Raw genomic sequence first — 22580 nt, 5'->3', positions numbered from 1 at the left:
AGTAAGCAGTTATATGTTGAACAAAGGACTTTGTGCACAAAAAAAATCTATATAACATCACAATAAAAGTGGATAGTAAGTCACTCAGTAGGAGAATCAGAGATGAGCGCCTCGCAAAAGGGGTTAGCAAGTCACTCGGAAGGGGAATCAGAGATGAGCGCCCCGCAAAAGGGTTTAGCAAGTCACTCGGAAGGGGAATCAGAGATGAGCGCCCCGCAAAAGGGTTTAGCAAGTCACTCAGAAAGAAAACCAGAACTGAGCGCCCCGCAAAAGGGGTTAGCAAGTCACTCAAAAGGAGAATCAGAGATGAGCGCCCCGCAAAAGGGATTAGCAAGTCACTCGGAAGAAGAATCAGAGAAGAGCGCCCCGCAAAAGGGTTTAGCAAGTCACTCGGAAGGGGAATCAGAGATGAGCGCCCCGCAAAAGGGTGTAGCAAGTCACTCGGAAGAAGAATCAGAGATGAGCGCCCCGCAAAAGGGGTTAGCAAGTCCCTCAGGAAAGAAACCAGAGATGAGCGCCCCACAAAAGGGTTTAGCGTGTCCCTCAGAAAGAAAACCAGAGATGAGCGCCTCGCAAAAGGGTTTAGCAAGTCACTCGGAAGGGGAATCAGAGAAGAGCGCCTCGCAAAAGGGTTTAGCAAGTCACTCGGAAGGGGAATCAGAGATGAGCGCCCCGCAAAAGGGTGTAGCAAGTCACTCGGAAGGGGAATCAGAGATGAGCGCCCCGCAAAAGGCTTTAGCGAGTCCCTCAAAAGGAGAATCAGAGTTGAGCGCCCCGCAAAAGGGATTAGCAAGTCACTCAGAAAGAAAACCAGAAATGAGCGCCTCGCAAAAGGGATTAGCAAGTCCCTCAGAAAGAAAACCAGAGATGAGCGCCTCGCAAAAGGGTTTAGCAAGTCACTCGGAAGGGGAATTAGAGATGAGCGCCCCGCAAAAGGGTTTAGCGAGTCCCTCAGAAAGAAAACCAGAAATGAGCGCCTCGCAAAAGGGTTTAGCGAGTCCCTCAGAAAGAAAACCAGAAATGAGCGCCTCGCAAAAGGGTTTAGCAAGTCACTCAGAAAGAAAACCAGAGATAACCGCCTCACAAAAAGGGAGTTATTCAGCAATTTATTTAGAACCAAACACAAATGAAAGCCGAGGAAGGGAGTGCCCGGCTTTCATAAATTCGTTTAGGATAATGCGAATTACTTAGATAGTAAAAGAAACATTCTAATGAACTATAACCATAATCATCACAAGCTTTATCCTATCCCACTAACAATCAATTCAGCAGCTTCTTCAGCTGTTTTCCCGTCAACATTGATTTTTAGATGATATGGTTGATAATGAGCTTGTCTTTCTTTGTAGAGATGATACATTTCGTCAGTAGAAAGACCATTCAATTTCGGTCTTGTATCTTTAATCAATGGGTATCGATCGAGCCAATTTTCCCATGAGAGCTCGATAAGGACAACGGTACTGTTTTGTAAACAAATTTCGCGGTTCTTACTGTTTAAAAAGGCGCCGCCGCCTAATGAAAGAATCTGTTTTTCTTCGGCAGATAGTTGTTCAATCAATTCGCTTTCAGCTTTTCGAAAAACTTCTTCACCATGATCAAGGAAAATTTTTGAAGTTGACATTCCAAACTGTTGTTCAATGCGTTCATCCGTGTCGATTAAACCCCACTGTAATTTCTTAGCTAATTCCGTTCCTATGGATGTCTTTCCGACCCCCATAAACCCAATAAGTACAATACTCTTATCTTCCATAGACTGTCCTCCCGAATATTATATAAAATATCATATCATAACGTTTTATGTCGCAACATCGTTTCTATCCAATGTTTTTTATTTTCATTTCTATCATTTCATGTTATATTGAGTGCATCATATGTTATAAGTTTTCACTGGGGGTGCCTCCACATAGAGGCTGAGATTGAATGCCGTCCGTTCAAAACCCTTTGAACCTGATCTGGTTTGTACCAGTGGAGGGAAGTGTGTCGATGTAGTCGTCCTCGCTTCCTTTTGGAAGTAGAGGATTTTTTTTATATATGAATAAATGCTAGGGGTGCCAAATACTTGGCTGAGATGAACCCTTTGAACCTGATCTAGTTAATACTAGCGTAGGGAAGCGAGTGACGTCATACATATCATGATGACCAAAGCCGCTTATTCAAAATAGCGGCTTTTTTATTTTTATCGAAAGGAGGAAAGGTCTATGAATAAAATCCAAAAAATGACGATGACGGCAACGATTGCAGCCATCACTACTGTGTCGAGTAGTCTCATTTTTATTCCGATTGGAATAGCGAAAATTTTTCCGATTCAGCACTTGGCGAATGTATTATCTGCTGTACTTCTTGGACCATGGTATGCCGTTAGTCAAGCGTTTCTTTCATCTACATTGAGAAATATGATGGGGACTGGAAGTGTTTTTGCCTACCCCGGGAGTATGATTGGCGCATTACTTGCAGGGTTCCTTTATCAAAAAACGAAAAAAATTGGCTTCTCAGCACTAGGTGAAGTCGTTGGAACAGGAATGATAGGGGCAGTAGCGACTTATCCGATTAGTACATTACTTTTAGGACAAGAAGCAACCCTTTTCGGATTCCTACCAGCATTTATGGTGAGCTCGTTTACTGGAGCAATTTTAGGATATGGTTTATTAAGAGTATTAATTAAGAATAAAGCTATTGGAGGTTACATCAATGAAAACAGCATTAACGATCGCAGGTTCTGATTCAGGAGGAGGAGCTGGGATTCAAGCAGATCTTAAAACTTTTTCCGCCAATGGTGTGTTTGGCATGTCCGTCATTACGGCGATTACCGCTCAAAATACAGTAGAGGTACGTTCGGTACAGGATATAGAAATCAATATTATAAAAGACCAAATAGAAGCTGTGTTTGATGATATCCAAGTTGATGCTGTCAAAATCGGGATGTTGTCATCTAGTGAGACTGTAAAAATCGTCGCAGACCGTTTAAATCATTATAGTCCAAAAGTGATTGTGTTAGATCCTGTTATGGTTTCAAAAGGTGGACATCATCTTTTAAAGGAACAAGCTATTGAAGCATTAAAAGCGAAAATGTTACCACTTGCGACTGTAATTACGCCAAACATTCCTGAAGCTGAAGTACTTTCGGGTATGACAATTCGCACGGTTGATGATATGGAGCAAGCTTGTAAAAAATTATATGAATTAGGGCCAAAAGCCGTCTTATTAAAAGGTGGACATTTAGAAGGAGAACCGAATGACTTATTATGGGATGGACAAAGTTTCAACTGGTTTAATGGTCGAAGAGTAGAGACAAAAAACACCCATGGTACAGGTTGTACTCTATCATCTGCCATTGCTGCTGGGTTAGCAAAAGGGGAAGAACTTATTGAGGCCATACAGTCTGCGAAAAATTATATTTCCATAGCGATTGAGCATAGCCTAGCACTCGGTAATGGGCATGGTCCGACAAATCATTTTTATGAGTTATACAACAAAGCAAAGATGGAGGAAAGATAATGGCGATTTCAAGTGAAGCAGTTGAGAGAGTCTTTCAGCAGTTACAAGAACATACCCCACTCATTCATCATTTAACAAATACAGTAACTATTAATGATTGTGCAAATGTGACCCTAGCAATGGGCGGTTCACCTGTTATGGCCACCCAACTCTTAGAAGTAGAAGAAATGGCTATGATGGCAGATGGGCTCGTAATTAATTTTGGTACTATTAATGATGCGATGTTTGCGGCAATGATTAAAGCTGGACAAACTGCCAATCAAAAAGGGGCCCCAGTAATATTTGATCCAGTTGGTGTTGGTGCAACCACTTATCGCACAAATAAGGCAAAAGAGCTAATTAGCACAATAAAAGTGTCCATTATTCGCGGCAATGCTTCTGAAGTTTCTGCTCTTATTGGTAAGAATACAAAAACGCGTGGTGTTGATGCAGGGGCAATTGAAATAGCACCTGAAGCACTTGCAAAGGAGGCAGCTGAAGTCCTAAACTGTCTCATTGTTATTAGTGGAAAAGAAGATGTCATTACAGATGGGAAGCAATTAGTTGTGATTGATAATGGAGATTATCTTTTGACGAAGGTAACAGGAACTGGCTGCATGACAGCTTCATTAGTAGCAACTGCTGCTGCTGTTTCAGAAAATTGGTTTGACGGGGCTGTTATTGGTATGGCTACTATGAGTCTAGCAGGGGAAATCGCAGCTAAGAGCTTACATGCCGGTGAAGGGTTAGGTTCATTTCGAGTGAAGCTAATGGATACGATTAGTACAATGAATGCAGCCATATGGCTAGATGGAGTGAGGCAAAACTAATGGATTACCGTTTATATTTAGTCACAGATGATAAAATAGCAAACAATGAATTATATGATATTGTTCGAAGTGGTGTAAAAGGTGGTGTGACCATCGTTCAATTAAGAGAGAAGACAGCGGATGGTCAACTCTTTTATGAAAAGGCGAAAATATTACAATCTATATTAAAGCCATTGGATATTCCACTGATTATTAATGATAGAGTAGACATCGCTTTAGCGGTAGGTGCAGCAGGTGTGCATGTTGGACAAGATGATCTGCCATGTGCCGTCGTTAGAAAGATTGTTCCTGATGATATGGTAGTTGGTATCTCTGTATCCAATGTGGAAGAAGCGAAACTTGCTCAAGAACAAGGAGCAAATTATGTTGGAATAGGTTCGGTGTTTCCGACAACTTCTAAATCAGATGCTGATTTATTAGCACCAGGTATGCTCGAGGAAATCATTGCAGCGATTGATATTCCTGCTGTCGCTATTGGTGGTATTCAACTAGAAAACATAAAAATGCTTAAAAATCGAGGGTTAGCAGGTGTTTCTGTTGTCTCAGCAATTAGTAAATCTAAAAATCCAGAAAAGTCAGCTCGAGATTTACTTCAATTATTCCTTTAGACCTAAAAAATATCATAAGTGTAGTTAAAGAGAACTTATTCCATTGACAAGATACTATTAATATACTAAAATTACTTTTGGTTCGAGATATTTCATTTTAGTGTATTTCGAATAAATTATTACGACATTCGGAGGTCTTCACATAATGGCAAAAGTTCTATTTGTAAACGCAAGTGATCGTCCAGTTGAAGCTGGAATTTCTGTAAAAATGTATCATGCATTTTTACAATCATATAAAGAATCAAATCCATCAGATGATATTACGGAATTGAATCTTTTTGAAGAAAACATGCCTTACTATGGTAATGATGCAATCAATGGTACTTTTAAAAAGAACCAAGGGTTGGAATTAACTGCTGCAGAAGAAAAGGGTGCGGCGCTAGTTGAGAAGTATTTAAATCAGTTCTTTGATGCTGATAAAATCGTTTTCGCATTCCCACTTTGGAATTCAACTGTACCAGCTCCATTGATCAGCTATGTTTCTTACTTAGCTCAAGCAGGTAAAATGTTTAAATATACTGCTGAAGGTCCAGTAGGATTTGCTGGCGACAAGAAAGTGATGCTTTTAAATGCTAGAGGTTCTGATTATTCACTAGAAGGTATGGCTGCTGGCGAAATGGCAGTTAACTTAGTAAAAACAATTATCAGCCTTTGGGGCATTACTTCTCCGTCAGAAGTAGTGATTGAAGGACATAACCAATACCCAGATCGTACACAAGATATTATTGAAGAAGGATTACAAAACGTAGCTAAAGCTGCTGCTCAATTCTAATTCGATACGAAAGCATCTCTATATTTTTGTAGAGGTGCTTTTTTTGTCTAAAGGACGTCCTAAAACTTGTATATAGGAAATCACGGTCGCTCATTCTTTGTGTAAACCTTTAATAAACTTGACCAGTATCACACAACTCGATGATGTGTAAAGAGATTAGGGTTCAAAAAAGGAAGACATTTTAAACAAGCTAGTAAGATAAAAACGTATACGCAATTAAATATGTTTTTTAACTACAAGCATGAATGATTGCTGAGGAACTATTTGTCGAATCAGTACCCAATCTGTTACGAGATTACTTGCTTATCTTAAAGTAGAACAAAACAGAGTGAGGAATGGCCTCACTCTGTTTGCTATTGTTTTTCAATTTTTGAAGGATTGTTTATTTTATAAGGTACTGTTTCTTCTACTTTATGCTCTTCATCGACATCGTCTTGGGCTTTTGGTAATTTCTTTTTGACGATTTTGCCATTAAAGGAAAGTTTGTCTCCGATAGCTAATTCTTGTTTTTTTAATGTTTTAGAGTGACTGCACCAAGCTAGTCCAATTGGTAAAGGGTCGTCTTGATGAATGACAACCTCATCGAGCACAATGACTTCATCATGGTCCTCAGTGAAATGGTTATAGCTTAGCGCAAATTGCTTCACAATTGCTGAAAAAGCGACCTTATCTTCAGGAAGTTGGATTTTTTTAGCTGCTTCTTTTTTCTTTGTTTTCGTTTTTGTAGCTGTGATTTTCGGCGGTGTTGGCGCTTGCTCTTTTGTTTTTTCGTCGGCCTGTTTTTCTTCTATTTGTGCGGTGTTTGGTTGTCCAGCAGCATCAAAAGCTTCTTTACCAAAGTTGCCTGCTTGCATTTCTTTTAAATAAGCCGGATGAATGCAACTTAGTTTTCCATCTTGGAACTTGATTACAATGGTGTAATGATCATCTTCTTCACCGTATGCTTGATAGCCGACAATTTCTACTTTGCGTTGATGGGTTTTTTGTTTAAACCAAAACGTTTTCTTGGCAGGCAGCTTCCATTCTTTTAACTTAGTTTCGTATTCTTCTTCAGATTCAAACGGTTGAATCTCACCTTGAGGTGGGAGATAATTAGTTTGATTCGCATCCTCGATATGAGGTAATGTAATAGCCATGATTGGATCTCCTTTCCTTTTTCCATTATTAATTACTATAAAAAGGTTTAAGAATGGCGAAATAGAATATATTTAGTTAATATAACGCATATGAGCAAAAAAATGAACTATTTAAGGAGTGTTAAAAATTATGACGACCTATTCTAGTCGAAAAGAGATTCCCGTAGAAGAAACTTGGAATATCACTGATATTTATAGTGAGGAGTCTGAGTGGCAAAAGGATTATGAATCCATTCAGTCGTTAGCGCAGGAGTTAGCTGGGTTCGAGGGGGAAATAAGCGATGGTCAAAGTTTATTTCAATTTCTGAAGAAGCAGGAAGATTTATCTTATTTGTTTGGTAAAGTATATGCTTATGCGATGTTACAATCTGATGTTGATACAAGGGATAGTCGTGCTCAAAGTTTATTAGATCAATCGAAACAACTAAGTGTAAAAGTAAGTAGTGCAACTTCTTTCTTTATGCCGTTTTTACTTAGCTTAGATGAAGCGACATTAAAAGCTTATATTAAAGAAGAAGAAGGGCTGCAATATTTTGAAGAAGACTTACTCGAATCGTTTCGTTATAAAGCGCATGTGCTTTCAACTGAGCAAGAAAGTTTATTATCACAACTCGGTGAATCACTTTCTGCACCATCAAATACATATAATATGATTAATAATGCTGATATTGAGTTTGGTCTCGTAACAAATGATAATGGTGAAAAAGTAGAACTTACACGAGGAATGTATGCGAAATTAATTGAAAGTGATGATCGACAAAAGCGGAAAGAAGCGTATAAAGCGTATTATAAGCCTTATGTACAACTTAAAAATACAATCGGCTCGACTTTATCAGCAGCGATCAAGAATAATGTTACAACCACAAGAATAAGGCAGTATCCTTCTGCATTAGAAAAAGCATTATTTGGTGATAATGTTCCGAAAGAGGTTTACCATAATCTAATTCAGTCCACAAGAGACCATTTGCAAACGATGCACAAATATACAGCATTAAGAAAAGAGTTATTGCAGTTAGATGAATTAAGACAATACGATTTAAGTGCCCAGCTTGTGAAAGATGTCGATATGCAGATTCCATATGAAGAGGCATTTGCCACGATGTGTAAAGCGTTAGCGCCACTAGGGGAAGAGTATATTTCTACATTGCAATCGTTTAAAGAACATCGTTATATTGATGTAAGAGAAACGAAAGGAAAGCGCTCTGGTGCTTATAATATGGGGGTATATGGTGTACACCCTTATATACTTTTAAATCATCGTGATGATCTTGATAGTATGTTTACACTTGCGCATGAATGTGGCCACGGTGTTCATAGTAAATGGAGTGCCCAGCATCAGCCGCAAATTACGGCAGGCTACAGTATTTTTGTCGCTGAAGTTGCATCAACTGTAAATGAGGTACTTTTAATAAAATATTTACTTGATCACGAAAACAATGAAGACATTAAACGACATTTACTTAATCATTTTATTGATCAGTTTAAAGGCACATTCTTTACACAAGTCATGTTCAGTGAATTTGAATGGAAAACGCATCAATTAGCAGAAGAAGGTAAAACGTTAAATACAGAAGTGTTTAATGGTATTTATGAACAACTATTTAAAGATTATCATGGGGAAAGCCTTGTATTAGATGAAGAGGTAAAATATGGTTGGTCAAGAATTCCGCATTTTTATCGACCATTTTACGTATATAAATATGCGACAGGTTATGCTTCAGCCATTCAATTAGCAACGAAGATTTATAATGGCGATGAGGAAACATTAAAGACTTATCTTGAGTTTCTAAAAAGCGGAAGTTCAGAATTTCCATTAGACTTATTAAAAAATACGGGCGTGGATTTAACGACGTCAAAACCGATTGACGAAGCGTTACAAACGTTTGAAGAGCTTGTGGAAGAGTTCGCAAGCTTAAGCTAGAAAGAAAAAAGACGGAAAGCATATTGCCTTTCGTCTTTTATCCATGATGGAGGAAAAAATATGCAACAAATGATAGTGATTGGAGCAGGCATACTAGGTGCATCTACGGCTTACCATTTAGCGAAAGCTGGTTTTAAGGTGACAGTAATCGATCGGCAAGATGCAGGGCAAGCGACAGAAGCAGCTGCGGGTATCGTCTGCCCATGGTTGTCACAACGTCGAAACAAAGCGTGGTATCAGCTTGCTAAAGGGGGAGCAAAGTATTATCAACAATTAATTCCAGCACTTGAAGCGGAAACTGATCAAGACACCGGTTATAAAAAAGTAGGTGCGATTAGTTTACATCACGACGAAACAAAACTTGAAAAGATGATAGATAGGGCGATAAAAAGGCGAGAAGATGCACCAGAAATCGGTGAAATCAAAAATTATAATCAAGAAGAAACGAGAGACGCCTTTCCACCACTGTCGCAAGATTTTCAATCAGTATATGTGAGTGGAGCGGCTAGAGTAGATGGGCGTAAACTTAGGAAGGCACTGCTAAAAGCCGCCGAACTATATGGCGCTGATATCATTCATGGTGAAGCTTTTTTAGTAAGTGAAAATGGTCAACTAGAAGGGGTAAAGGTGAATGGAGAGCTATTACATGCAGATAAAATCATCGTAACCGCCGGCGTTTGGGCAAGGGAATTATTAGAGCCAATAGGGCTCAACTTTCAAGTTAGCGCTCAAAAAGCACAAATTGTCCATCTTCACGTACCTGATACAGACACATCTGAATGGTCTGTGGTTCAGCCTCCAACAAATCATTATTTACTCTCTTTTGAAGATGGTAAAGTCGTTGTTGGTGCGACACATGAGGATGAACATCCGTTTAATACGAATGTGACAGCGGGGGGCGTGCTTGAAGTATTATCTAAAGCGTTGACTGTGGCACCTGGTTTACAAGCAGCAACTCTTGTTGAGACAAAAGTGGGATTTAGACCGTATACACCTGGTTTTTTACCCGTTATAGGTCAAGTTCCTGGGTACGAGAAACTATATGCTGCCAATGGTTTAGGAGCATCTGGATTAACATCTGGTCCGTATTTAGGTGCGCAATTAGCAAAGCTTGTAAGTGGCGAGGAATTAGATATTGATATAGCCCTATATAATATTAAAGACGCCTTTAGGTAATAAAAAAAGAGGGAGGTGCAAATATAAGAATATTATAGCACTTACCTCTTTATCCTATTGATGAAAGAATATTAGCGAACATTCATATCCGATGGATCTGGTCCTTTTCTTTCATTGCGATTAAGTTTATTAATGGTTTCCATTTGTACTTGCGAAAGCTCAAAATCAAAGACATCGAAGTTTTCTTTAATTCTAGAAGGAGTAACTGACTTAGGAATAACAATTGTATCGTTCTGCAAATGCCAACGCAGAACTACTTGGGCAGGTGTTTTTCCTACTGAGTTGGCTATTTCTTTAATTGAATCAAGCTGTAATACTTCCCCGCCTTGTTGTAAGGGGCTCCATGCCTCAACATAGATATCATGTTTCTTACAAAATTCCTTTAATTCGTTTTGTGATAAATAGGGGTGACATTCTACTTGATTTAAGACAGGTTTGACTGAACACTCATTTAATATACGTTCTAAATGTTCAATATGAAAGTTGCAGACGCCGATCGCTTTTACACGACCGTCTTTATATAATTTCTCTAGTGCTTTATATGTATCTACATAAGTATCGAATTGTGGTGTTGGCCAATGAACCAAGTACAAATCAACATAATCTAATCCTAACTTTTCTAGACTTTCGTCAAACGCTTTTAATGTTTGTTCATATCCTTGATCAGTATTCCAAACTTTTGTCGTAATGAATAGATCTTCTCTAGCAATACCAGCATTTTTAATGGCTTTGCCGACACCTTCTTCATTTTGATAAATCATCGCTGTATCAATGGAACGATACCCAACTTCAATGGCTGTTTGCACAGCAGCGGTTGCTTCCTCATTTTGCACTTGCCAAACACCAAAGCCAAGTTGGGGTATTTCTACTCCATTGTTTAAAGTAATTGTATTCATGTAGTACCTCCTTTAATGTTATGGTCATATTATGGCATATGATGTAATTTTTGCAAAAAGAAAAGCTTCGTGACTAGAAAAAAACAATAAATGCACAATAATTCAAACTTTTTGTTTTTATCTGTACCCGTTTCCATGTATCATAGAATGAAAGGAAAAAATATAGAAGGATGGTTTAAAGATGGGAAAGACTGCGCTGATAGCAGGTGCAACAGGCCTAGTTGGGCAAGAATTATTAAAATTATTACTACAAGATTCGTATGAGAAAGTGATTGCTATTGTTAGAACACCGCTTCATATGAAACATGAAAAATTGATTGAATTAGTCATTGACTTTGATTATTTAGAAGAATATGCCGAACATTTTTGTGTTGATCACGTTTATTGCTGTTTAGGAACGACCATTAAAAAAGCAAAAACAAAAGAGAAAATGATTAAAGTAGATGTAGATTATCCTTATACGATGGCAAAATTAGCGAAAAGTCATGAGGTTGAACATTTTGTCATTATAAGTTCTATCAATGCAAATGCTCGTTCTAAATTGTTCTATCCAAGGATTAAGGGCTTACTAGAAGATAAACTAAAAACATTGTCATTACCTGCATTATCGATTGTAAGGCCTTCATTGTTAATGGGAGAACGATTAGAAAAGCGTAGAGGGGAACTTGCGGGTAAAAAGCTGTATCAACTTTTGTCGCCATTATTGAATGACGAGAAAAAAATGAAATATGCCATTGAAGCCAAGCATGTTGCTCAAGCAATGAAATGTATCACTGATATGGAGAAACAAGGGGTTTGTATTTATTCTTCAGAGCAACTAATGAAGATTGTTCAGTCTCAACAAAACATATTGTCAAAATAGGGGAGGAGTTGACGTCTGTTTTGGAAAAAATGAAAACTATTTCAAATGAACTACAAGATTGGATTATTGATACATTAAAACAAGGAGTAAGTCCATTAGCTATTACGAATGGTCTGATTAAAAAAGGATTTGATGCTAGGTTTGCCTATGAGACAATGTTTGAAATTGCGTTTGCCAGTTCAGATATTAAAGGTGCCTCAACTTATCAATATGAACCTGTCTATTTAAATGAACAACCTCATTCCATTGTGGTAGATAATCAAATGGTGTTTGTTCGCTCTAACTTTATAAAACCCACGATTATCCAATTAGACCATGTATTATCAGATGAGGAATGTGATTTTCTCATTGAACGGGCGAAATGCCGCCTTCAGCCTTCTAAAGTCATAGATGCGAATTCTGGAGCAGAAAAAGCCGCTGCTGGTAGAACGAGCAAAGGGATGTATTTTAAGCTTCAAGAAGATGATTTTATTGCTCGAATTGAAAAACGAATCAGTTTGCTGACCTCTTATCCAATTGAAAATGGGGAAGGTTTGCAAGTATTGCATTATGAAGTCGGTGATGAATATAAGTCTCACTTTGATTTTTTTCCGGAAAACCGTGTAGACAATCGTAAAGGCGGCCAAAGAATAGCGACGATGCTAATCTATTTGAATGATGTCGAATCAGGCGGTGAAACGATATTTCCGAAGATTAATGCTTCATTTACCCCTAAGAAAGGATCTGCTGTCTTTTTTCACTATAGTAATTCTCTAGGTGAAGTCGATCGCAAATCATTACATTCAAGTTTACCGGTACAAAGAGGAGAAAAGTGGGTGGCAACCAAATGGATTAGACAAAAAGCGATTGATTAAAAGCGTGGTGATGATAAAAATATGGGTGCTGTTTTTTTATCATTGTTTTTTTATTTAGTATAGCTTTTTGGATTGATAGAAAAAGGAGGCATCATCCATATTCGCCTCCTACTAATGTAAATATGAGAGAAGATAAAATGATGATGATGGGTGATGACAAGTATTTAAATGGTGGAGAATGACGATGAAACTATATTGCGGGTGCAACAATTTCGACCTTTATCCGGTCTGGATCTTCAAAATAAACAGCATAATGCCCTGTACCACCAGCGAAGGGGTGCTTATCTTCATAGAGAATTGTGACATGATTTTCTCTTAATTTTTCTGTAATCACATCAACCTGCTTTCGTGACTGTGCATGAAAAGCTAAATGATTAAGGCCAACGCGACAACGATGATAGGGGATGTCTAAATATTTCTCTTCTGCTTGTACAATGACTAAATAACTGTTCTCTATTTTCCAACTTTGTCCGTACTTCCATGTTTGAAAACGACTGTAACCCAGCTCTGTTAGTAATATATCCCAAAAAGCTATACTACGTGAAAGTTCTGACACATACAATTCTATATGATGAATCATTCCTTTAGACATTGGTAATACCTCCTTAGCTTGCCTGATTAATCACTTGATTCCACAGAGAATGCTCATCTTCATCCACCTTTTTAGTTAACTTACACGGTATCAATAGCAACATCATCTTGTAGAAAAGTTACGGTGTTACTGCATAATAACCGATTATACCGTTATGTATTTGAACTTCTTCTAATTGCGAGCTTTCTATATCCGTTATAAGGGTAACTAAATTTAATGAGCAGGTTTCGATTAATAGCCCTATTTTTTGTCTTTGTTAGAAATCCAATCGGAAGGGCAACAAGTGGTTTTTTTCTACTATCCTTTATACAACCACAAAGTTTCTCATTATAAGATTGCTGTCACAAGATATCAAATCAGCGTTCTGTTGACACTCTGTTAAATAGAATGTGAAGGGAAAAATATGAAAAGATTATTTTTTAGTGCAAGTCATGTGTTCATCAACTCAGGAAACATCCCCCAAATTAATTGGGGGAAGCCTTCATTATCACTTAATGGACCCGGCTGCAAATCAACAGGCCGTTTCTCACCTATAGTCAACATATTATTTCTCAAGCTCAGCTTTTAAACGATTAAGCCTTTGTAGTTCTTCTTCAATTTCTTTCATTCGTAATTCTTGTTTCTCAACTGAACGTCCAAATGACTCTAACTTTTCGATATCATCTTGTAAGCGCATATAGTCCATTTTTAACTCTGCTAATTGGTTTTCAATTTCCTTTAATGTCATTTATTCTCCCCACCTATGTATATAATCCTTTTTAGTTTAACGTATATCTTCACTGGTTACTAGTATATGGAGACATAATGAAGACGCTTCTGCATATAGATGGAGTAAGGGAAACGTAAGTCTTTACTTCTTAGAAGAAACGGAGGAATGAACTTCACCATTTATGGAGGAGGATGATTCCGATCGAAGCCGATGTCTTGATTCAATTACTCGTGTTAATTGTCATGATAATCGATCTCGCCAAAGAAGAGAAGTAAAGCAGTGAATAATAAAAAGCGAGACGCTATAGTCTCGCTTTTTATTATTGCTCATCTTCTTCGTTCTCTACATATGGTTCTTCTTCATAAGCTTTTAAATCACCGAAAGTGGTCATAATGCCTTCTTCATCAAGTGCTTCTTCATAAGCACGTAACTGTTTAGTGTCAAAAATTTGAATGTTTTTGCCATCGATATCCGTTCCCACACTATTTTCGAACTCTTCTGTATAGCCAACATTTTCACCGGAATTAAGATACATTTTTTCATAATCTGTTGGGGCATCGTATAAATCTGACGGTCCATCTGAATTCCCCCATTTTGCAACAGATTGCCAGCTATCTTCTTCATCAAAACCGTTATTATCATCATGTGGTACCTCGACATCGGCATTAATGACTTCTTCTTCTATTGGTCTGTACTCATTTAAGTTCTGCTGTTGACTATGTTCAATGCAAGTTGTTGCTGTTGGCAATGCCTCAAGGCGGCTTAAGGGAATCTCTTTTTGACAAACTTGACACACTCCATAAGTTCCTTTTTCTATAGCAGTAAGAGCTGTGCGAATTTCATCCACTTCATCTCTATAATGATCGTCTATGGCTAGGTCCTTTTCTCTTTCATATAATTCAGTCGCAGAATCAGCTGGATGATTATCGTAATTAGATAATTCTCCTGAAAAACCAACATTATTTTGATCTTCATGTAGTCCGAAATGATGATTTTGCTCTATTTGTTGTTCATTTTCCTTCAAAGATTGTGTTAACAATTTTTTAAAATGATGTAGTTGTTCAGCAGATAACATAATGAAGTCCTCCTATCTTTGTTGCTTATATTGTCAGCGGTTTGTCTCTTTATTATGTAAGGTTTATTCAAAGTGATTTGTGTTTGCATGTGTTTGTTTTTTTAGGAATAAAATAGTAGGCAATCTGTGATAGGAGGAATGATTATTTTGTCTTTTTAAATAATTCTCAGTAATTCAAAGAAACAGAAATATACCTTGAGCTCGCCAAACTTATGCAGATTCATTTATGAGATAGCCGAAGAGTGTTATAGTAGAGTGAAGTTATACCAAAGGATGATGAACAATGACAGACTTGACTATGAAGTTTAAAGAGAAAATTCATTTTCAAGAGAAGATTACATTTAATAATCTGGACGAAGTTCTAAGAAAAACAACAAATATCTTCCCGTTTGAAAACACGAGTATTATGGCGAGAAGTACAACACCTATTACGAAAGAATTAATTGAAGAAACTTGTTTAAACAATGGATTTGGTGGTGTTTGCTATCATTTGAACCCTTTGCTTTTTTATGTATTAAAAGATGAAGGATTAGATGTAAAATTAGTAAAAGGGAATGTCTATGATCACACTAATCAAAAATGGTCAAGTACTGGGGACACGCATGTATGTATCATTCTCACTAAAGAAAATAAACCTTTCTTAGTAGATACAGGTTTTGGCAATAATTTACCTTTAAAAGCTGTACCGTTAGACGGTGAAGAAGTCAAATCAGCGAACGGTTTTTTTAGAATCACATACAATAACGATGAATATATTTTAAATATGAAAAAAAACGGTGTACATGATTGGAAAACAGGGTATAAATTCTCTTTGGCAAACACTATACAATCAGAAGATGAATTAACGACCATACAAGACACCATTATTCATAGTGAATCATCACCTTTTAATAAGGGTTATCTATTCACATCTATTAGAGAATATGAAACGGTTACGTTGACAGAAAGTTCCTATACCCTAAATGTAGGGGGAAATATAACGAAAAGAAAAGTAGCAACAGCTGAATTTTTACAATTAGCTAAAGATCTATTTGGGATTACATTAAAGAATAAATAAAAAACTGGAGCCTTTATTAGGCTCCAGTGTGAATGAATTATGCGAACAATGCCAGTTCCTCTTCTATTTTAATGCGTATATTTTCAATGCATTCCGGCAAGTCTTTTCCAAATATCCTTTGTCCGTTTACAAGCGCATATGGTCTCATTTTGCAAAGACCACATAAGTTTTGACAATCATAGCTCATAACAGCTACTTCGGGATATTTTTCTAATAGTGCTTGCAACGCTTCTTCTGACAAGAGGTTCATGTCGCAAATTTCTAGTAATATTAAACCCATGGTTATCACACTTTCTTTCGTCTCACAAAGTACTAGATAAATACATGATTTCATGTTATTTTATTTTTATACCTTTCAGTATAAAAATGCATTGACTTTTTGTAAAGCATAACAGATTGGAGTAAAAAAATGAACATCAAAGAAACATTACGTCAGCTATTAACGAATAGTGATATCTATCATCAAGAGCCGATGTCAAAACATACATATATACAGGTTGGTGGCGAGGCGGAAATTTACGTACAGCCAAGAAATACTGAAGACGCACAAAAGGTCGTAAAATTTGCCTTCGATAAAAAGATTCCTCTAACTTTACTTGGAAAAGGAGCAAATGTCATTATTAGTGATCATGGTTTACCTGGAATTGTGTTAAACCTGAATCATTTTAATGATATTTCTGTTAATGAAAAACAAATAACAGCAGGTAGTGGCGCTGTAATTATTCATGTTTCTCGTACTGCATATGAACACGGGTTAGATGGGTTAGCGTTCGCATGCGGGATACCAGGAAGTGTAGGCGGTGCGGTATTTATGAATGCAGGGGCATACGGTGGTGAAATCTCGAATGTATTAACAAAGGTCATTGCTTTAAATACGGAAGGTGAGTTATTAACGCTAACACCAGAAGACTTCGATTTTGCTTACCGTACAAGTGCATTTGCTAAGAAAAAGCTAATTGTACTAGAAGCGACATTCACGCTACAAAAAGGAAATAAAGCAGACATAAAAGCAAAGATGGATGAATTTACCTTTGCGAGAGAATCGAAACAACCACTAGAGTATCCTTCTTGTGGTAGTGTCTTTAAACGACCTCCTGGATACTTCGCTGGGAAGTTGATTCAAGATAGCGGCTTACAGGGCTTAACGGTTGGGGGCGCGCAAGTGTCGACGAAACATGCAGGTTTTATGGTGAATATGAATGAAGCGACTGCTAGTGATTATATTCAGCTCATTCATCTTGTACAAGAAAAGGTCTTTGCCAATTTTGGTGTGAAGCTAGAAAGAGAAGTACAAATTTTAGGGGATTATGAGGAGAATGAAAGGGGAAAGAATCATGAGTAAAACAGATTTATTTAAAGAAGTCATGGGTAATTACCCTACAGGTGTCACTGTTGTCACAATGATGGACGAAGAAGGCACACCTATCGGTTTAACGGTGAATTCATTCGCTTCTGTTTCATTAGATCCAATGTTATTATTGTGGTCAATAGATAAAAGAGTATCTTCTTATGAGAAGTTCACGCAAACGAAAAAATTTGCTGTCCATGTATTAGCTCATGATCAAGCAGAAGTTTGTTCATTATTTGCTTCAAAAGGTCTTGATCGTTTTAAAAATACTGATTGGTCTGAATCAGCCAATGGATTGCCAATTATTGCTGATTGTGCTGGTGTATTTCAATGTGAGATGCATGACACAATTGAAGCTGGCGACCACAGTATTTTAGTGGGAAAAGTGGTTGATATAGAAAGCAATAAAAAAGAACCGTTATTATATCATAAGCGTAAATTCGCAGGTATTCCTGACAGTTTTTATGAGTGAAATGAATAATTTACATAAACAGGACGGACAAAAGCCAAAAGCACCGTTCTGTTTTTTTATGATGTAAATAACAGAATTTTTGGTTTTTAGGGAGGGTAAAGATGGATACAGTGCTTCAAATAGAAAATGTCTACTGGTCAAGAAATCAGGAGCTCATCCTACAAAATATGAATTGGCATGTAAATAATGGGGATCATTGGGCAGTGCTTGGTTTAAATGGATCAGGAAAGACCACATTATTAAATATGGTTATGGGCTATATTTGGCCAACAAGTGGACAAATATCAGTATTGGGTCATACATACGGAAAAGTAGATATACAGCAAGTAAGGCAATCCATTGGATGGGTATCCTCTTCTTTTCAAGAGAAGATTCGTCCATATGAGCGAGTACAAGATATTATAGTAAGTGGGAAATACGCATCTATCGGACTTTATGAAGAACCTTCAACGGATGATATTGAAGAAGCAAATGAATGGTTAGAGCAATTCCATTTAACCCAATTACAGAATGAAACTTATCAAACTTGCTCTCAAGGTGAGAAACAAAAAATATTAATCGCTCGTGCCCTAATGGCCCATCCAAAATTGCTCATTCTTGATGAACCAACAACGGGACTAGATTTTGTTTCTCGTGAACAGCTGCTGGATTCAATTGCTCGTATCTCAAAACAAAAAGAAGCGCCGACCATTATTTTCGTTACCCATCATATTGAAGAAATCATTCCTATTTTCAATAAATCTCTATTAATCAAAGACGGTACGGTATTTAAAAGTGGAAATACATCTGAGTTACTTACGAGTGAAACATTAACTGATTTTTTTGGCATAACAGTTGAAGTAGACAGGTATTCAAAAAGAATGTCTTTGAAAAAAACATATTGACACAAATATGAAAATAGTGGTAATATTCAAAAGACGCTATTTACAAATGAGAGGAGGTAAGGACGATGAAAGCAAGAGTGAAGGCATTCATGAATACAAATTCATATTCGTCCCTACCTTTTTTTCGATAATGCTTTATTCTTTTAATGAATAGAGGTATGGCAACACGTTCATACCTTAGAAGAGAAATGCGGCCTCTTTATGGGGGCCGCATTTTCTTTTTTTTGGAGAAGTAAATAGGGGAGATAAACAGAGACTTGCCATGTAAATTTCGGTGCAAGTCGAGTTTTTCTAATAGATAGTTGAATAAAGATAAGGGGATGTTAAAGATGAACAGAAAACAAAGAATATTACTATTAAAAAAGCAGCGTATAGGTTGTGGGTAGAGGAATCAGACAGCAAGAGAGGAAAGGTTGTGTAATAAATGTTTGATGTGTTAAAGAAACTCGGTTGGTTTTTCAAAAAATACAAAAAGCAATACGGTATCGCCGTTCTATTATTGATGTTAGCTACTGTATTAGAAATTATTCCACCGTACTTAATTGGGGTCATTATTGATTACATTACAGAAGGTGAAATGACGCGTGATTTACTCATTCAGTATGTAGCGGTCTTCTTAGGTATTATTATTTTTAGCTATATGTTAAATTTCTTTTGGCAATACGGTCTATTCGAAGGATCCGTCAACTTGCAACGATTAATGCGGCGAAAATTAATGAGCCAATTTCTGCGTATGACACCGACTTTTTATGAAAAAAATCGCACCGGAGATCTTATGGCCAGGGCGACCAATGATTTGAATGCTGTCTCGTTAACCGCAGGATTTGGGATTATGACGTTGATTGACTCTACTTTCTTTCTCGGTGGTATTATCTTAGCGATGGGCTTCATGATCTCGTGGGAACTTACTTTTTTCGCCATGTTACCTGTCCCAGTTATGGCCATATTAATTCAATATTATGGCAAACTTGTCCATGAAAGGTATATGAGAGCACAAGATGCTTTTGGCGAGATGAATGATAGTGTTTTAGAATCCGTCTCTGGTGTTAGAGTTATTCGCGCCTATGTGCAAGAGAAGGCAGATGAACAACGTTTTGCTGATATGAGTGAAGATGTTTTTGAGAAAAATATGCATACCGCCAAGATAAATGCTTTATTCAATCCAATCACAACAATTGGAACCGGCATTAGTTATATTGTCGCACTAGGTTATGGATCAGTATTAGTGGCTAATGGAGACTTATCTGTTGGGCAATTAGTTACCTTTAATGTTTATTTAGGATTAGCGGTTTGGCCAATCTTTGCTATTGGTGAGTTAATCAATGTGATGCAACAAGGGAACGCTTCTTTAGACAGGGTGCAAGAGACATTAAATTATGAAGCGGATATCATGCCGCCAACAAAACCTTTAGCAGTCGATAAGCCCCATACTTTACAATTCCAAGAGTTAACCTTTCAATACCCTACGAGTAAAGTCGTTAACCTCTCAAATATTAATTTAAGCTTAAGAAGTGGTGAAACGTTAGGAATTGTGGGTAAAACAGGCGCAGGGAAAACGACCTTTATTCGCCAATTGTTGAGGGAGTATCCTTTAGGAGAAGGAGGAATATCTATTGATGATATCGACCTTTCCCAACAGACGAAAGAACAAGTATTAGATTGGATTGGTTATGTACCGCAAAGTCACGTGCTTTTTTCTCGAACAATTAAAGAAAATATATTATTCGGTAAAGAAGATGCCACAGACGAAGAAATAGAAAAAGCGATTGATTTGGCTGCTTTTACAAAAGATTTAGCTTATCTTCCGCTCGGGTTAAATACGTTAGTAGGTGAAAAAGGTGTTTCCTTATCAGGGGGACAAAAGCAGCGGGTATCGATTGCTCGCGCATTAATTAAAGATCCTGATATTTTAATATTAGATGATTCCTTATCTGCTGTAGATGCAAAAACAGAGTCTGCAATTATCAGCAATATTCAACGCGAAAGAGCGGGAAAAACGACAATTATTACAACACATCGTTTATCAGGTATTCAACACGCAGATCAAATTATTGTTTTAGATAATGGTGTGATTACACAAGTAGGTACACATGATGATTTAATTAATGAAGACGGTTGGTATAAAGAACAGTATGTACGCCAACAGCTAGAGGGGGCCAATTCATGAGCACAGGCAAACAATTACTATCGTATGCGCTAAGGTTTAAAGGCACCATTTTACTCGGGTTGTTATTTCTATCCATTGCAGTGTTCACTGACCTAGCGGGCCCCTTTATTGCTAAACACATCATTGATAATCATATGACAGTCGGCCAATTTGACTTTACACCAATTCTATACTTACTCATTCTATATTTCTCGTTATCAATTTGTACGGCTATTTTCCGTTATTTTATGTATTTACAATTACAAAAGGGTTCAAATAGAATTATTCAAGCATTAAGAAAAGATGTATTCAAGCATATTCAAACATTACCAATTGGTTTTTTTGATCAATTACCATCTGGTAAAATTGTTGCAAGAGTGACAAATGATACAGAGGCAATAAGAAACTTATTTGTGCAAGTACTTTCGAGTTTTGCTACGAGTGCCATTTCTATAACTGGTGTCTATATTGCCCTATTCATTTTGAACTGGAAAATGGCTTTAATCGCACTCGTTATGATACCAATCGTTTATATTTGGATGATTCTATATAGAAAGTATGCTTCACAGTATAATGACGTGATCCGAACAAAAATTGCTGATATTAATGCAATGATCAATGAATCCATTCAAGGGATGACTATTATTCAAGCTTTCCGTCGAGAAAAACAAATGACGAAAGAGTTTGATGAAATGAATGAAGAACATTATCAATATGAGAGAAAGCTAATTATTCTTGATTCTGCGACTTCTCATAACCTTGTAAATACGTTAAGGCTACTGTTATTTACATGTTTTATCATTTATTTTGGGACACAATCATTTAGTGGTACACAAATAGTGACAGCTGGAACACTATATGCGTTTGTTGACTATTTAACAAGACTTTTTAATCCGATTACAAATATTGTGAATCAATTTTCGCAAATGGAGCGTTCACTCGTAGCCGGTAATCGTGTATTTGAAGTCTTAGCATTAAAAGGTGAGAAGGTATCTAATGAAAAGATACCAAAATATAAAGGGCATGTGGTGTTTGATCAAGTATCCTTCGCATATAAAGAACCTGATTTTGTTTTAAAGGATATTTCATTCCAAGCAAAAAAGGGAGAAACGATTGCGCTCGTGGGTCATACAGGTTCAGGAAAAAGCTCGATTATGAACTTATTATTTCGCTTTTATGATCCAACAATCGGTAAAATTTATATTGATGGAGTGGATATTACGACGATACCACGACAAACGATTCGTGAACATATGGGGATAGTTTTACAAGACCCGTATCTTTTTACCGGGACTATTGCTTCGAATGTAAGTTTAAATCAACCTAATATTACAAGAGAAAGAGTGGAGCATGCGATTCAGTCAGTTGGTGCTGATCGAGTGCTATCACATTTAGAAAAAGGGATAGATGAACCGGTAATTGAAAAAGGAAGTACTTTGTCCTCCGGTCAAAGACAATTAATCTCGTTTGCACGGGCGCTCGCTTTCGATCCAGCGATCCTAATCCTCGATGAAGCAACATCAAATATCGATACAGAAACGGAAGAGATTATTCAAAACGCAATGAATGTTCTAAAACAAGGAAGAACCACTTTTATCATCGCTCATAGACTGTCTACAATTAAAAATGCTGACCGCATTTTGGTGCTTGATAAAGGTGAAATCAAAGAACAAGGCAGTCATGAAGAGCTCATTGCAGCAGGCGGTATATACGAACAAATGTACGAGATGCAAGCGAAATCTTTACAAGCATAAGAAAAAAAACCAATCTG

The 22580-nt window shown here is 37.2% G+C and carries 23 protein-coding genes and 2 riboswitches; of the genes, 16 read left to right on the top strand and 7 right to left on the bottom strand.

The annotated features are described in order from the left end of the window. Positions 1-102 precede the first annotated feature (102 nt). Complete coding sequence (locus tag MHI57_RS03650; protein WP_340975097.1) at positions 103-1191, top strand: hypothetical protein; 1089 nt, start codon at positions 103-105, stop codon at positions 1189-1191. Positions 1192-1240: 49 nt separating this feature from the next. Here the strand turns inward: MHI57_RS03650 and MHI57_RS03645 are convergent, their stop codons facing one another. Further along, positions 1241-1747 (bottom strand): shikimate kinase, encoded by a 507-nt coding sequence (locus MHI57_RS03645; protein WP_307318488.1) that lies wholly within the window; start codon positions 1745-1747, stop codon positions 1241-1243. 129 nt (positions 1748-1876) lie between these two features. Then, positions 1877-1988, top strand: a riboswitch (TPP riboswitch). Positions 1989-2031: 43 nt separating this feature from the next. Next, positions 2032-2124, top strand: a riboswitch (TPP riboswitch). Positions 2125-2195: 71 nt separating this feature from the next. On the opposite strand from MHI57_RS03645, the gene thiW reads away from it, so the two are divergent. From thiW to MHI57_RS03620, 5 genes are all read left to right on the top strand, one after another. Further along, the gene (gene thiW, locus MHI57_RS03640) at positions 2196-2717 is read left to right on the top strand and encodes an energy coupling factor transporter S component ThiW (protein WP_095373195.1); all 522 of its coding nucleotides are present in this window, start codon (positions 2196-2198) and stop codon (positions 2715-2717) included. Continuing rightward, positions 2686-3492, top strand: a complete 807-nt coding sequence (gene thiD / locus MHI57_RS03635) for a bifunctional hydroxymethylpyrimidine kinase/phosphomethylpyrimidine kinase (protein ID WP_307318492.1) — start codon at positions 2686-2688, stop codon at positions 3490-3492. The genes thiW and thiD overlap by 32 nt, the downstream gene beginning before the upstream one ends. Then, positions 3492-4301, top strand: a complete 810-nt coding sequence (gene thiM, locus MHI57_RS03630) for a hydroxyethylthiazole kinase (protein WP_340975092.1) — start codon at positions 3492-3494, stop codon at positions 4299-4301. Before thiD ends, thiM begins: the two co-directional genes overlap by 1 nt. After that, positions 4301-4909: a thiamine phosphate synthase gene (thiE, locus tag MHI57_RS03625; RefSeq protein ID WP_233435246.1), complete on the top strand. Its 609-nt coding sequence runs from the start codon at positions 4301-4303 to the stop codon at positions 4907-4909. The genes thiM and thiE overlap by 1 nt, the downstream gene beginning before the upstream one ends. Positions 4910-5054: 145 nt before the next feature. After that, positions 5055-5681 carry an FMN-dependent NADH-azoreductase gene (locus MHI57_RS03620; protein WP_095373199.1) on the top strand — a complete coding sequence of 209 codons (627 nt, stop codon included), beginning with the start codon at positions 5055-5057 and terminating at the stop codon, positions 5679-5681. A gap of 353 nt (positions 5682-6034) precedes the next feature. On the opposite strand, the gene MHI57_RS03615 is transcribed toward MHI57_RS03620, so the two are convergent. Further along, positions 6035-6817, bottom strand: a complete 783-nt coding sequence (locus tag MHI57_RS03615; protein WP_322909392.1) for a hypothetical protein — start codon at positions 6815-6817, stop codon at positions 6035-6037. Positions 6818-6947: 130 nt separating this feature from the next. On the opposite strand from MHI57_RS03615, the gene pepF reads away from it, so the two are divergent. After that, positions 6948-8738: an oligoendopeptidase F gene (pepF, locus tag MHI57_RS03610; RefSeq protein WP_340975089.1), complete on the top strand. Its 1791-nt coding sequence runs from the start codon at positions 6948-6950 to the stop codon at positions 8736-8738. A 60-nt stretch (positions 8739-8798) separates the two neighbouring features. Beyond that, positions 8799-9914 carry an NAD(P)/FAD-dependent oxidoreductase gene (locus MHI57_RS03605; RefSeq protein WP_340975088.1) on the top strand — a complete coding sequence of 372 codons (1116 nt, stop codon included), beginning with the start codon at positions 8799-8801 and terminating at the stop codon, positions 9912-9914. Positions 9915-9985: 71 nt separating this feature from the next. Here the strand turns inward: MHI57_RS03605 and MHI57_RS03600 are convergent, their stop codons facing one another. Beyond that, the gene (locus MHI57_RS03600; protein WP_340975087.1) at positions 9986-10810 is read right to left on the bottom strand and encodes an aldo/keto reductase; all 825 of its coding nucleotides are present in this window, start codon (positions 10808-10810) and stop codon (positions 9986-9988) included. Between the two features lie 181 nt (positions 10811-10991). Here MHI57_RS03600 and MHI57_RS03595 point away from each other — a divergent pair, with 181 nt between their 5' ends. Together MHI57_RS03595 and MHI57_RS03590 are read left to right on the top strand one after the other, a co-directional pair. Then, on the top strand, positions 10992-11672 hold the full coding sequence (locus MHI57_RS03595) for an NAD-dependent epimerase/dehydratase family protein (RefSeq protein WP_095373204.1): 681 nt from the start codon (positions 10992-10994) through the stop codon (positions 11670-11672). A 29-nt stretch (positions 11673-11701) separates the two neighbouring features. Continuing rightward, positions 11702-12526, top strand: coding sequence for a 2OG-Fe(II) oxygenase (locus MHI57_RS03590; protein ID WP_180317079.1), 825 nt, complete (start codon positions 11702-11704; stop codon positions 12524-12526). Positions 12527-12716: 190 nt separating this feature from the next. Here MHI57_RS03590 and MHI57_RS03585 read toward each other — a convergent pair whose 3' ends face one another. From MHI57_RS03585 to MHI57_RS03575, 3 genes are all read right to left on the bottom strand, one after another. Then, complete coding sequence (locus MHI57_RS03585) at positions 12717-13118, bottom strand: VOC family protein (protein WP_340975084.1); 402 nt, start codon at positions 13116-13118, stop codon at positions 12717-12719. A gap of 544 nt (positions 13119-13662) precedes the next feature. Beyond that, positions 13663-13845 carry an SE1832 family protein gene (locus MHI57_RS03580; RefSeq protein WP_095373208.1) on the bottom strand — a complete coding sequence of 61 codons (183 nt, stop codon included), beginning with the start codon at positions 13843-13845 and terminating at the stop codon, positions 13663-13665. Positions 13846-14146: 301 nt separating this feature from the next. Further along, positions 14147-14902, bottom strand: a complete 756-nt coding sequence (locus tag MHI57_RS03575; RefSeq protein WP_307318515.1) for a TraR/DksA C4-type zinc finger protein — start codon at positions 14900-14902, stop codon at positions 14147-14149. A gap of 283 nt (positions 14903-15185) precedes the next feature. On the opposite strand from MHI57_RS03575, the gene MHI57_RS03570 reads away from it, so the two are divergent. Beyond that, positions 15186-15959 (top strand): arylamine N-acetyltransferase family protein, encoded by a 774-nt coding sequence (locus MHI57_RS03570; protein ID WP_340975082.1) that lies wholly within the window; start codon positions 15186-15188, stop codon positions 15957-15959. A 37-nt stretch (positions 15960-15996) separates the two neighbouring features. Here the strand turns inward: MHI57_RS03570 and MHI57_RS03565 are convergent, their stop codons facing one another. Continuing rightward, positions 15997-16239, bottom strand: coding sequence for a DUF1450 domain-containing protein (locus tag MHI57_RS03565; RefSeq protein WP_095373211.1), 243 nt, complete (start codon positions 16237-16239; stop codon positions 15997-15999). 129 nt (positions 16240-16368) lie between these two features. On the opposite strand from MHI57_RS03565, the gene murB reads away from it, so the two are divergent. From murB to MHI57_RS03540, 5 genes are all read left to right on the top strand, one after another. Continuing rightward, the gene (gene murB, locus MHI57_RS03560; RefSeq protein ID WP_340975078.1) at positions 16369-17301 is read left to right on the top strand and encodes a UDP-N-acetylmuramate dehydrogenase; all 933 of its coding nucleotides are present in this window, start codon (positions 16369-16371) and stop codon (positions 17299-17301) included. After that, positions 17294-17779, top strand: coding sequence for a flavin reductase family protein (locus tag MHI57_RS03555; protein ID WP_233435247.1), 486 nt, complete (start codon positions 17294-17296; stop codon positions 17777-17779). The genes murB and MHI57_RS03555 overlap by 8 nt, the downstream gene beginning before the upstream one ends. Before the next feature lie 101 nt (positions 17780-17880). Continuing rightward, complete coding sequence (locus tag MHI57_RS03550) at positions 17881-18663, top strand: ABC transporter ATP-binding protein (RefSeq protein WP_095373213.1); 783 nt, start codon at positions 17881-17883, stop codon at positions 18661-18663. Positions 18664-19087: 424 nt separating this feature from the next. Further along, the gene (locus MHI57_RS03545) at positions 19088-20830 is read left to right on the top strand and encodes an ABC transporter ATP-binding protein (protein WP_095373214.1); all 1743 of its coding nucleotides are present in this window, start codon (positions 19088-19090) and stop codon (positions 20828-20830) included. Continuing rightward, a complete protein-coding gene (locus tag MHI57_RS03540) occupies positions 20827-22563 on the top strand; it encodes an ABC transporter ATP-binding protein (protein ID WP_095373215.1) in 1737 nt (578 codons plus the stop codon). Before MHI57_RS03545 ends, MHI57_RS03540 begins: the two co-directional genes overlap by 4 nt. The last annotated feature ends 17 nt before the right edge of the window (positions 22564-22580 follow it).

The organism is Cytobacillus sp. FSL K6-0129 (assembly GCF_038007625.1).
GTDB classification, from domain to species: Bacteria; Bacillota; Bacilli; order Bacillales; family Cytobacillaceae; genus Cytobacillus; species Cytobacillus kochii.
Note: the sequence above shows the minus strand (reverse complement) of the source record. Positions and strands in the feature narration are given on the sequence as shown.

Coding starts and splice junctions, on each gene's coding strand:
- MHI57_RS03645 (WP_307318488.1), bottom strand. CDS start 1,747: ATGGAAGATAAGAGTATTGTACTTATTGGGTTTATGGGGGTCGGAAAG.
- thiE (WP_233435246.1), top strand. CDS start 4,301: ATGGATTACCGTTTATATTTAGTCACAGATGATAAAATAGCAAACAAT.
- MHI57_RS03545 (WP_095373214.1), top strand. CDS start 19,088: ATGTTTGATGTGTTAAAGAAACTCGGTTGGTTTTTCAAAAAATACAAA.
- pepF (WP_340975089.1), top strand. CDS start 6,948: ATGACGACCTATTCTAGTCGAAAAGAGATTCCCGTAGAAGAAACTTGG.
- thiW (WP_095373195.1), top strand. CDS start 2,196: ATGAATAAAATCCAAAAAATGACGATGACGGCAACGATTGCAGCCATC.
- MHI57_RS03555 (WP_233435247.1), top strand. CDS start 17,294: ATGAGTAAAACAGATTTATTTAAAGAAGTCATGGGTAATTACCCTACA.
- MHI57_RS03575 (WP_307318515.1), bottom strand. CDS start 14,902: ATGTTATCTGCTGAACAACTACATCATTTTAAAAAATTGTTAACACAA.
- MHI57_RS03620 (WP_095373199.1), top strand. CDS start 5,055: ATGGCAAAAGTTCTATTTGTAAACGCAAGTGATCGTCCAGTTGAAGCT.
- MHI57_RS03540 (WP_095373215.1), top strand. CDS start 20,827: ATGAGCACAGGCAAACAATTACTATCGTATGCGCTAAGGTTTAAAGGC.
- thiD (WP_307318492.1), top strand. CDS start 2,686: ATGAAAACAGCATTAACGATCGCAGGTTCTGATTCAGGAGGAGGAGCT.
- MHI57_RS03600 (WP_340975087.1), bottom strand. CDS start 10,810: ATGAATACAATTACTTTAAACAATGGAGTAGAAATACCCCAACTTGGC.
- MHI57_RS03580 (WP_095373208.1), bottom strand. CDS start 13,845: ATGACATTAAAGGAAATTGAAAACCAATTAGCAGAGTTAAAAATGGAC.
- MHI57_RS03605 (WP_340975088.1), top strand. CDS start 8,799: ATGCAACAAATGATAGTGATTGGAGCAGGCATACTAGGTGCATCTACG.
- MHI57_RS03550 (WP_095373213.1), top strand. CDS start 17,881: ATGGATACAGTGCTTCAAATAGAAAATGTCTACTGGTCAAGAAATCAG.
- MHI57_RS03570 (WP_340975082.1), top strand. CDS start 15,186: ATGACAGACTTGACTATGAAGTTTAAAGAGAAAATTCATTTTCAAGAG.
- MHI57_RS03615 (WP_322909392.1), bottom strand. CDS start 6,817: ATGGCTATTACATTACCTCATATCGAGGATGCGAATCAAACTAATTAT.
- MHI57_RS03585 (WP_340975084.1), bottom strand. CDS start 13,118: ATGTCTAAAGGAATGATTCATCATATAGAATTGTATGTGTCAGAACTT.
- MHI57_RS03595 (WP_095373204.1), top strand. CDS start 10,992: ATGGGAAAGACTGCGCTGATAGCAGGTGCAACAGGCCTAGTTGGGCAA.
- thiM (WP_340975092.1), top strand. CDS start 3,492: ATGGCGATTTCAAGTGAAGCAGTTGAGAGAGTCTTTCAGCAGTTACAA.
- murB (WP_340975078.1), top strand. CDS start 16,369: ATGAACATCAAAGAAACATTACGTCAGCTATTAACGAATAGTGATATC.
- MHI57_RS03650 (WP_340975097.1), top strand. CDS start 103: ATGAGCGCCTCGCAAAAGGGGTTAGCAAGTCACTCGGAAGGGGAATCA.
- MHI57_RS03565 (WP_095373211.1), bottom strand. CDS start 16,239: ATGGGTTTAATATTACTAGAAATTTGCGACATGAACCTCTTGTCAGAA.
- MHI57_RS03590 (WP_180317079.1), top strand. CDS start 11,702: ATGAAAACTATTTCAAATGAACTACAAGATTGGATTATTGATACATTA.